Raw genomic sequence first — 231 nt, 5'->3', positions numbered from 1 at the left:
CACGCCATCGAGGCCTACGTCTCGCGCAAGTCCAATCTGTTCTCGGACGGGCTCGCGCTTCAGGCGATGCGCCTGATCGCCCCGAACCTGCGCCGGGTCTGGACCGATCCCAGCGACCGGGCGGCCCGGGAGGCGATGATGCTCGGCGCGACCCAGGCCGGCATCGCCTTCTCGAACGCGTCGGTGGCGCTGGTCCACGGCATGAGCCGGCCGATCGGCGCGCATTTCCAC

The 231-nt window shown here is 70.6% G+C and carries 1 pseudogene; it reads left to right on the top strand.

Annotation, left to right across the window (positions count from 1 at the left end):
* Positions 1-231, top strand: a pseudogene (locus tag MFF64_RS37445) (iron-containing alcohol dehydrogenase); the annotation flags it as partial.

The organism is Methylobacterium frigidaeris (genome assembly GCF_022179185.1).
GTDB lineage: Bacteria > Pseudomonadota > Alphaproteobacteria > Rhizobiales > Beijerinckiaceae > Methylobacterium > Methylobacterium frigidaeris.
This window is presented reverse-complemented; position numbering and strand designations above follow the sequence as displayed.